Genomic DNA, 8,910 nt, shown 5'->3' with positions numbered 1-8,910 from the left:
ACCCCGCATGGGTCAGCGTATGCGGTAGCGCCTGGCTGGACGCCTGCCGCGGCTGGCCAGGCCGCCCTGCGGAGCCGAGCGGGCGGGTTGCCGGGGTCGCGGCGAACCAGCTTCCGGTGTGCCAACCCGTGGCCTTCCCGCCGTCCCCAGAGGGCCGGATGGCGACGGGGACGTGCCGACACGTAGATCGCGTTCGTACACGCCGGCGAGGACACTGCTTACCCGTGCCTGCGTGGAGCCACGGGTAAGCGTCAGGCGGGCCAGCCTGGCGTCCACTGTGACGCCGCTGCCGCTGCGAGCACTGGGACCCTCCACGCGCGCCGCGGAAACGATGGCGGTTTTTCCAGCGCTTTTCCCGGCGCTGAGCGAGCTGGCGACCGAGATCGCGTGACTGATCGGGATGGCGTACCCGGCCCGCAGCCCGGCCGGTAGGTACTCGTTGAACGCGGTCGCCGCCGTGTCCATCCCGATGACCTCACCGGCCGAGCTGACCAGCGGGCCGCCGGAGAACCCGGGTCTGATGGCGACATCGGTTTTGATCAGCCCGGAGAGGTCCTCGGGGTTGCCGCCGTCGGAGTCGGTCGCGGTGATGCTCTGGTTGAGCGCGGTGATCCTGCCGGAGACGACCTCGGGTGCCCCGCCTTCGGCATTGCCGATGGCGGCGACGGAGTCACTGACCCCGACCCTCGAGGAGTCACCGATCGGAACCGCGGCAAGCCCGGAGGCGCCCTGCAACCGCAGGACCGCGACATCGTCAGCCATGTCCGTCCCGACGACCGACGCCTGGTAGGAACGGCCGCTGCTGGTGACGGTGACGGTGATGGCGTCGGCGTTCGCGATGACGTGGTTGTTGGTGAGCACTTCACCGGAGGCGTTCAGCACCATACCGGTGCCCGCCGCGGAGGCGTTCTGCGAGGTGATCCTGGAAAAAACTCTCACCACTCCGGGAAGTACCCGGTCGGTGGCCGCCGACAGCTGCGCGGGAACGGGGCTGCCAGCGGCGGTAAAAGCATCCGGAATGGTGAAGGTCTGAAGCGCCCGGGTGGCGGCCGGCGCGTTTACACCACCGCCCGGAGCAGCAGTTCCAGTATCGGTGCCGATGACGCCGGAGGCCGGGCTGACGGCCCCGGCCACTATTACCGCGCAGCCGGCGACAGCGCTGCGCAGCCGCGGTCTCCGCCGGGCGGGACGTGATACGGATCGCCAGGGCTTTTCGCCCGTTACCGCTCCGGGAACTGTTTGCTGTGCTCCGCCGGTGCCGAGGCTTTCCTGGCCGGTTGTGACCTCACCCACTGTGACCTTCACCTACCCTGAGTCTGCTCTGTTGGGCGACGTCCGTTGATCTAAGACAATCGCGTGGCAAACCTCGGGTAATCACGATCGCCGCGATGCGGGGCACATCACGCCCGGGACACACCGGGCCCGGATTCGGTATCCGTCACATTCACCGGAAACCGGTTGCGGATTATGCGCGGGAGTCGGGGCCTCGATTACGTGCCCGCCGGCCATCCTCGTTCGGGTGGCGAAAGGCGACCTGATCGAGGCCGGGCACCGGGCACCGGGTGCGGGGCAGGGGCTCAGGGCAGGTCGGTTCCGGTTCCTGTTCCTGGCCGGTCGAAGAGGAAGATTTCCTCGATGGCCAGGCCGAAGATGTCGGCGAGGGTGAATGCCAGGGGAAGGCTGGGGTCGTACCGTCCGGTCTCGATCGCGTTGATGGTCTGCCGGGACACCCGGCATCGGTCGGCCAGGTCGGCCTGGCTCCACCGGCGTTCCGCCCGCAGCACGCGCAGCCGGTTCTTCATCGGCGCAGACGGGTACGCAGGTCCGCGATCAGGAGCCACATCGCCACGCCACCAATGGTGATCGCCTGAACGAGCTGGCGTAGCTGGACGATGTCGGCGGCGTCGAGCAGGGCGGCTATCTGCAGCCCTACCATCACCGCGGCAAAGGCGATCGCCATGCTCTCCAGCTGGATCTTGCGCTGGTACTCGTCGGCGCGGCGGAAGGCTCGCAGCAGCACCCATGCCACGGCGAGCGTGAACGCGCCGCTGATGCCGAGCCAGCAGGCCTTCTGGGCGGCGCTCTGGTCGGGACTGCTGCCCAGGGCCAGTGCGATCCCACCGAGGGTGGCGACGGGCAGACCGTCCAGGAAGATCTCCCTGCGTGCGGCGCGTGTCATGTTGTCCTGCCGTATTTTATCGATCATGCTCCTAATGTAAAGCCTACTTTCCATTGAGACAAGCCTTATTGTCATGGGCGGTCCGCTGTGTCGATCATTCCGCCTGTCGGATGCGAGACTGCTGCCCGTGATGGAGCTGGACGGTGCGCCGCCCAACGTTAATGATCTTGTCGTGTTGGCGCTGACGAACTACGGCCACTTCACGACCATGCGGGTCGAGTGCCAGCGGGTGCGCGGGCTGTCGCTGCACCTGAAGCGGCTGGCCCACGACTGCAGGCTGCTCTTCGACGCCGAACTGGACGTCGAGCGGGTCCGTCATCTTGCCCGCCGGGCAACGCGTCCCATCGGCGCGGGCTCCTGCGTGCTCCGGATAACCGTCTTCGACCCGGCGCTCGAGGTGGGGCATCCGAGCGTGCGGGCGCAGCCGCGCGTCCTGGTGAACACCAGGCCGGCGCCCGCCGCGCCGTTGCCGCCGCTGCGCGTCCGCTCGGTCGCTTACCGCCGGAACATGCCGGCGGTCAAACACGTGGGCCTTTTCGACGCGCTGCGCCACCGCCGTGCCGCGCAGCTCAACGGTTTCGACGACGTCCTCTTCACCGAGGCCGCCCCCGGCATCGCCTCTCCCGCCTCGAAGGGCCTGGCCCCGGAGAGCGTGCTGTCAGAGGGTCTGGCGTCAGAGGGTCTGACATCGGGGGGTGTGGTCTCGGAGAGCCGGGCCGCTCCGAAGGGGCTGGCCTCGCGGAGCCGGGCCGCACAGAGCCGGGTCTCGGAAAGCTCGGCCCTGAAGGGCTCTGGTCCGCGGAGTTCGGGCCCGGGGAGCATCGCCTCGGGGGGCGGCAACCCGACGGATCTCGTCTCGGAGGGTGCCACCTGGAACGTCGGCTGCTTCGACGGCGACCACGTGATCTGGCCTGCCGCGGACTGCCTGCGCGGCGTGACCATGCAGCTGCTCCAACGGACGCACGAAGGCACGATCATCGCACCGGTCGACTGGCTGGGACTGGTCGGTATGCAGGCCGCGTTCGCCACCAACGCGGCCGTCGGCGTACGCGCGATCGCTGCGGTCGACGACCGGGAACTGGCAGCCGATCACCCGATCGTCGAAACCCTCCGCCGGGAATACCTCAGCATCCCCGGCGAACCGTTGTAGAGCCGCCATGACGTTCCGCAACGCCGGCCAGGCGACGCGGGGAGCCTCATTCCGAAAGCGGTGAACCGGAAAGCGGCGAAATGGTAGCGGTGGAGCGTCCCGCGGCCCCGTACGTACCCGTACCGCTATTCGGAGGCGGCTCGTCGCAACGAGTTCTTCCGGCTCTGGATGACCTCGTCGACGAGGCCGTACTCGACCGCCTCGTTCGCGTCGAGGATCTTGTCGCGTTCGACGTCCCGGCGGATCTGGTCGGGGCTCCGGTTGGTGTGCCGGGCGAGGATCGTCTCCAGCAGATCCCGCATCCGCAGGATCTCCCGGGCGTGGATCTCCAGGTCGCTCGACTGCCCCTGGCTCTGGCTGGACGGCTGGTCGAGCAGTATCCGGCTGTTGCTGAGAGCGAACCGCTTGCCGGGTGTCCCGGCCGCGAGCAGGACGGCCGCCCCGGAGACGGCCTGCCCGAGGCAGAGGGTCTGGATGTCGGGCCGGACGAACTGCAGCGTGTCGTAGATCGCCATCAGCGCGGTGAACGAGCCGCCCGGGGAATTGATGTAGAGCGAGATGTCGCGGTCGGCGTCCTCGCCCTCAAGGTAGAGTAGCTGCGCCATGATGTCGTTCGCGGAAACGTCGTCGATCTGCGTGCCAAGGAAGATGATGCGTTCCTTCAGCAGCTTGGAGTAGGGGTCCATCCCGTATTCGCCGCGGGAGGTGCGTTCGATGATGTTGGGCAGGACGTAACGGTTCACAGCGGTGCGTGTCATGTGCTTCTCTCTCGGTTCTCTCGGTTCGGCCGGGTGGTGCGCGACCGCGGTGGCCGGCAGGGGCGCACCCGTGCGGTCAGGGTCGGGACGGGTGGTTGAGCATATGGGCGGGCTGTCATCCACCGCCGAAGAAGGCCCGCCACTGTTCGACGGAACGGGGGCGGAACACCGCGTTGCCGCTACGTACCGTCGACATCGGCGCGCTGGGCTGCGCCGAGTAGAAGTGACCGGGGTAGACGACGGTGTCGTCGGGCAGCGCGGCCAGCTGCTGCAGGCTCGCGTACATGGCGTCGGGGTCACCGCCGGGGAAGTCGGTGCGTCCGCAGCCTTCCAGGAAGAGCGTGTCACCGGCGACCAGCCGGCCGTCCACCAGGAAGCACTGGCTGCCCGGGGTGTGCCCGGGGGTGTGCAGCAGGCGGACGGGCACGGCGCCGACGTCGAGCACGTCGTCGTGGTCGTGGCCGACGAGGTCGGTGGTGGACACACCGGTGGTGCGCCACACCCACTCGCGCTCGTCCCGCTGCACATGCACCGGAACCTGGACGCGGGCGAGCAGCTCCGGCAGGCCCGGCAGGACGAAACCGAACATCTCGCCGCCGACATGATCGGGGTGGTGATGGGTGACCAGGGCACCGGTCAGTCGCATCCCGTCGTCAGCCAGCACCGAGAGAAGATCGTCGACCGCGTACGCCGGGTCGATCACCACCGCCTCCCGGGTCTCCCAGTCCCCGATCAGGTAGGTAAAGTTGACCATCTGGGTTGCCACCGGGTTGCCGACGGCATAGTCCCGTCCGGACAGCAACTGACGAAAGTACAGACGGTTGACCATTGGCCCAGACTACGGCCGGGGCTGGCGCGACGGCGGTCGGCCGGAACCATCATGCCAGAATTCGCCGATCAGCGGATCCTGCGATCGGCGGCGGGACACGGCGGCCAGGGGCGGTGGGAACCGGCCTCTGCCACGTCCACGCGGTGCGGGTGCCCGGTGGCGAAGAACGGGCCTGGCCTGGAAACCGTAACGGACCTGGCCGGGGAACCGTTCTGTCACGTCCCGGTGGGGAGGGCGCCCCCGGTGATCCAGGCGGCGGTTGCGGAGCCGATGATGCCGCTGCTTTTGATCCAGGCGAAATGGTCGTTGACGATCACCCCGGAGCCGTCCTCGACGTGCCAGCGGGTGACCTGGGCGCCGCGCATCCTGCCGCACAGGAAGTCGACGTTGGGACGCGGGCCGAGCGGGTCGCCCGCTATCGAGATCACCAGTACCGGCAGGTCGAACGTGCGCAGCGCCTCGTTGTAGTCCCGCCCGCTGCCGCGGGGCTGGTAGCGGCCGTTGCGGATGTGCCGGGCCCAGTCGGTCATCACACCGCCGGCCATCGGCGCGGGGATCACCATGCCGCCCGGCCAGTACCCACGGATCCGGGACACCAGGCCGATGATCTGCCCCTGCCAGAGCGCGACGAGCCGGCGCCGGGGGGCGAAGGACCGCCAGTAGACGCTGCTGGTCGCGATCACGCAGGCACCGGCGATCTCCTTCGATGCCGAAGCCGTGTACAGCAGCGCGAGCTGGCCGCCGAGGCTGTGCCCGAACAGGTACACCGGCGCCTGCGGCAGGCGCGCCCGCAGCGCCGCGAGAACCGTCGGAAGATCCACTTCCAGCAGCTCGCGGTAGCCGAAGTTGGGCTGCTCGCGCAGGCTCGGTGTGCTTTCCCCCTGGGCCCGCAGATCGCAGGTGGCGGCGGACAGGCCGGCGGTGAACAGCGCCTTCGCCAACGGCCGGTAGAACTTCGCCTTCATCCCCATGGCCGGCAGGATCAGCACGACCGGGGCGGTCGGGTCGTCATGCTCGAGCAGCCGAATCACAAAGGTCACGTTGTCGTCGGTCGTGACGTGAATCGCTTCCGGAGCTGCCAGCTCCGACGGCTGTACGGCCGGGCCATCGGTGGCGGCGTTACGGTCGGTCCCACGTACGGACATGTAAGCCTCTCATCGGAGTGGAATCGGCCATTCCGCCGCGGCTGGCTGCCGACGGCAGGTCAGGCTGCCAACGACAGTCAGGATGTGCCGGGATTCCGACCGGACGAGACGCCGCTGTGACCTGTGATCAGGTGCTTCGTCCCGCGCGGGTTCACGTCCTGCACGGTAGGCGACCGCGGTCGGGGGCCACAACCGGACGGGCGGAAACCGACGGCACGATTGCCAGAACCGATGACGCGATTGCCACCACGCACCACCGGCATCCAGCGCGGTCAGGCCCCACCTCCGGTGAAAACGGCCGCTTCAGGAGGCCTGACACCCAGGCCACCCAGCCGTAGGCGGAAACCGCTGTCGGAACGACGGAAGTCGCCTACATGGTGGGCCGCTCGAAGGAGGAGCGTCCGACGAGCCTTATGGGCGATTTTCGGAATAGGATCAAGAACTGTGGAGACAGGCGGGCATTGCTGTCCGTCGCACCGTTTCTCGGTCGGCCGGGTGCAGGGCGCGCAGCAGGGCCTCGCCCTGGACATGGCGGGACGCGAGGCTGACAGCGGCGTCGGGCACGACGACGTCGAAGCCGTGTGTGGCGTTCGGGTAGATGTGCAGCTCCACCGGCACGTCGGCCTGCGCGAGCCGGGTGGCGAACGTCAGCGCCTCGTCCCGGGCCAGCTCGAGATCGCCGAGGATCAGCGCGGTCGGCGGCAGCCCGGCGAGGTCCGTGGCACGGGCCGGCGCGGCGTAGGCCGGCACGTCCGCGGCGCCGGCCACCGGGCCGAGATAGCTGCGCCAGCCCCGCTGGGAGCCGGCCCGGTTCCAGGTGCGCGGGTCGGTGATGGCCTGGCTGGAGACCGTGGTGTGCCGGTCGTCGAGCACGGGCGCGTGCAGCAGCAGGGACGGCAGGGGCTCCTGCCGGTCGCGCAGGTACAGCGCCAGCCCGGCCGCGATGGCGGCGCCCGAGCTGGAGCCGATGATGGCCGACCGGGTCGGGTCGACGCCGATTTCCGCGGCCCCTGTACCGACTCTCCTGCCGGCTCCTTCGCCGGCCTCCTCGTCGGGGCCGCCCGTCAGCCAGCTCCACACGGCGTGGGCGTCATGCAGCGCCGCCGGGTAGGGGAACTGGGGGGCCAGCCGGTAGCCGACCGAGACGACCACCGCCCGGGAGGCCGTGGCATACCACACGCAGTGCTGGTCGAACTGCTCAAGCTCACCCAGCGTGAAACCGCCGCCGTGGACGAAGAGCACCACCGGCGCCTCGGCATCGGCCTCGGCAGGACGGTAGACCCGTACCGGCACGTCCCGCGCGTCCGGGCCGTTGGTAATCTTGACGTGCGTGTCGGTTGCCCGGACGCGGTCCGCCGCTGGGTGCAGCCGGCTCAGCCGGGGGCGGCTGGGCGGGTTCACGAGATAGTCGCGCAGCTGCGGGTCGACCCGGTCCTCCAACGGTACGGGCGCCACGACGCCTTCCTCACCATGTCGAGCTTCACTGTGTCGCGCTGCACCGTGACGAGCTGTACTGCGGTGAGCTGTACCGCGGTGAGCTGTACCGCGGTGGAGCTCCACCGCGGCGAGCCCCGCCAGCGGAGCGCAACTTTGACTCCACGGACACTATATTGAACGTTCGGGTTCATTCAAGTTGCCGCGCGGAACTGTCGATCGATATGGTCACACGATGGCACCGTCCGCTACCGTCCATCACGGTCGGATCGACAAGCGTGTCGCGATCCTCGACGCCGCGCTGCGCGTGTTCACCCGCGACGGGTACGGCCTGGCTCGGGTGGAGGCGATCGCGGAGCTGGCGGGAGTCGCCAAGCCCACCGTCTACAACCACTTCGGTGACAAGGAAACGCTCTTCCGCACGGTCATCCTCGACGGCGCCCGGCGCGCCGGCGACAGGATGGTAGCCGCGCTCGACACCCTGTCCGACGACGGCGCCGACCTCGCCGGTGACCTCTCCCGGGTGGCCCGCGAGGTCATCGACTGTCAGCTCACCGGGGAGGGCTGGATCCTCCAGCGGCTGATGTATGCCGAGGCCGGCCGGTTCCCCGACCTCTTCGACGAGGCACTCGCGTACGGAGGGTCACGGGTCCGCGGTGCCCTCGCCGGCCGCCTCGCCCGCCTGTCCAACCGCGGCCACCTCGACCTCGACGAGCCCGACACCGCCGCCGCGCACTTCCTCGCCCTTGTCTCGGGAGACCTCCCCGAACTCTCCGCGCTCGGCACCAGAGAGGTCGCCGACGCCGAGCTGCGCGCGGCCATCGCCGCCGGCGTCAACACCTTCCTTCGCGCCTTCGCCCCCGCCCGCCCGCCGAACCGCCCACCACAACCTCCGACACGGTGCGACACGAGGTCGCACGAGAATGAGCGAACTATCCAGTAAGGAGGGTCGGATAATACCGAGAGGATGGTTCCGGGCCAGTGCTCAAAGGGCCCGTCCCTGCTCCGACGTGCGTCGCTGGTGACGGCGGGGTGCGAAGCTCGGAGAAAAAGCCCAAGAATCCTCGTTCCGTCCGGGGATTACAGGCAAAGGGGAAGACCGGACGGGTGAACGCGAGTGAACCCCTGATGATGCTTCGTGAAGGTTCGCTCCGCAGGCGGGTGGTAGCAGCGGGGTACAGGACTGGCCGATGAGAAGCGGCAGGCGTCGGTTGAAGACGTGTCGTCAGCCGAGAGGGCACCGCCGTCCCGGAGTAGAAGGGGCACCCACCCCGGTCGTGTCTCATTCGCGTGGAACGTGGAAACCCCGTCGGAGTCCGGCCCGGCAACGGGCCGGTGGGCCGACCGCGGGCGTTCGTGGATGTGGTGACGATGGGGGCGGGTAATCTTTTGGAGAATTTTCTCGTGATCTACTG

The 8,910-nt window shown here is 68.8% G+C and carries 10 protein-coding genes; 3 read left to right on the top strand and 7 right to left on the bottom strand.

All coding sequences use genetic code 11. The features are described 5' to 3' along the window. Positions 1-12 precede the first annotated feature (12 nt). Positions 13-861: a S1C family serine protease gene (locus CM1CMNOD_RS11295; protein ID WP_241247570.1), complete on the bottom strand. Its 849-nt coding sequence runs from the start codon at positions 859-861 to the stop codon at positions 13-15. Here CM1CMNOD_RS11295 and CM1CMNOD_RS21745 point away from each other — a divergent pair. Beyond that, positions 854-1,033, top strand: a complete 180-nt coding sequence (locus CM1CMNOD_RS21745) for a hypothetical protein (protein ID WP_165490464.1) — start codon at positions 854-856, stop codon at positions 1,031-1,033. The two genes, CM1CMNOD_RS11295 and CM1CMNOD_RS21745, sit on opposite strands and share 8 nt — an antisense overlap. Before the next feature lie 544 nt (positions 1,034-1,577). On the opposite strand, the gene CM1CMNOD_RS11290 is transcribed toward CM1CMNOD_RS21745, so the two are convergent. Together CM1CMNOD_RS11290 and CM1CMNOD_RS11285 are read right to left on the bottom strand one after the other, a co-directional pair. Beyond that, on the bottom strand, positions 1,578-1,802 hold the full coding sequence (locus CM1CMNOD_RS11290) for a helix-turn-helix transcriptional regulator (RefSeq protein ID WP_013873779.1): 225 nt from the start codon (positions 1,800-1,802) through the stop codon (positions 1,578-1,580). Continuing rightward, a complete protein-coding gene (locus CM1CMNOD_RS11285) occupies positions 1,799-2,179 on the bottom strand; it encodes a hypothetical protein (protein ID WP_237702734.1) in 381 nt (126 codons plus the stop codon). The genes CM1CMNOD_RS11290 and CM1CMNOD_RS11285 overlap by 4 nt, the downstream gene beginning before the upstream one ends. Before the next feature lie 172 nt (positions 2,180-2,351). On the opposite strand from CM1CMNOD_RS11285, the gene CM1CMNOD_RS23060 reads away from it, so the two are divergent. Beyond that, on the top strand, positions 2,352-3,329 hold the full coding sequence (locus CM1CMNOD_RS23060) for an aminotransferase class IV (RefSeq protein WP_050803500.1): 978 nt from the start codon (positions 2,352-2,354) through the stop codon (positions 3,327-3,329). 125 nt (positions 3,330-3,454) lie between these two features. On the opposite strand, the gene CM1CMNOD_RS11275 is transcribed toward CM1CMNOD_RS23060, so the two are convergent. From CM1CMNOD_RS11275 to CM1CMNOD_RS11260, 4 genes are all read right to left on the bottom strand, one after another. Beyond that, the gene (locus tag CM1CMNOD_RS11275) at positions 3,455-4,087 is read right to left on the bottom strand and encodes an ATP-dependent Clp protease proteolytic subunit (protein WP_013873776.1); all 633 of its coding nucleotides are present in this window, start codon (positions 4,085-4,087) and stop codon (positions 3,455-3,457) included. Positions 4,088-4,202: 115 nt separating this feature from the next. After that, positions 4,203-4,916 (bottom strand): MBL fold metallo-hydrolase, encoded by a 714-nt coding sequence (locus tag CM1CMNOD_RS11270; RefSeq protein ID WP_013873775.1) that lies wholly within the window; start codon positions 4,914-4,916, stop codon positions 4,203-4,205. 215 nt (positions 4,917-5,131) lie between these two features. Continuing rightward, positions 5,132-6,061, bottom strand: coding sequence for an alpha/beta hydrolase family protein (locus CM1CMNOD_RS11265; protein WP_013873774.1), 930 nt, complete (start codon positions 6,059-6,061; stop codon positions 5,132-5,134). Positions 6,062-6,496: 435 nt separating this feature from the next. Continuing rightward, positions 6,497-7,516, bottom strand: a complete 1,020-nt coding sequence (locus CM1CMNOD_RS11260; RefSeq protein WP_013873773.1) for an alpha/beta hydrolase — start codon at positions 7,514-7,516, stop codon at positions 6,497-6,499. Between the two features lie 214 nt (positions 7,517-7,730). Here CM1CMNOD_RS11260 and CM1CMNOD_RS11255 point away from each other — a divergent pair, with 214 nt between their 5' ends. Next, positions 7,731-8,438: a TetR/AcrR family transcriptional regulator gene (locus CM1CMNOD_RS11255; RefSeq protein ID WP_013873772.1), complete on the top strand. Its 708-nt coding sequence runs from the start codon at positions 7,731-7,733 to the stop codon at positions 8,436-8,438. The last annotated feature ends 472 nt before the right edge of the window (positions 8,439-8,910 follow it).

It is taken from the genome of Protofrankia symbiont of Coriaria myrtifolia (assembly GCF_900634755.1).
Lineage (GTDB): Bacteria > Actinomycetota > Actinomycetes > Frankiales > Frankiaceae > Protofrankia > Protofrankia coriariae.
The sequence above is the reverse complement of the archived record's forward strand: the minus strand, read 5'-3'. Positions and strand labels throughout refer to the sequence as shown.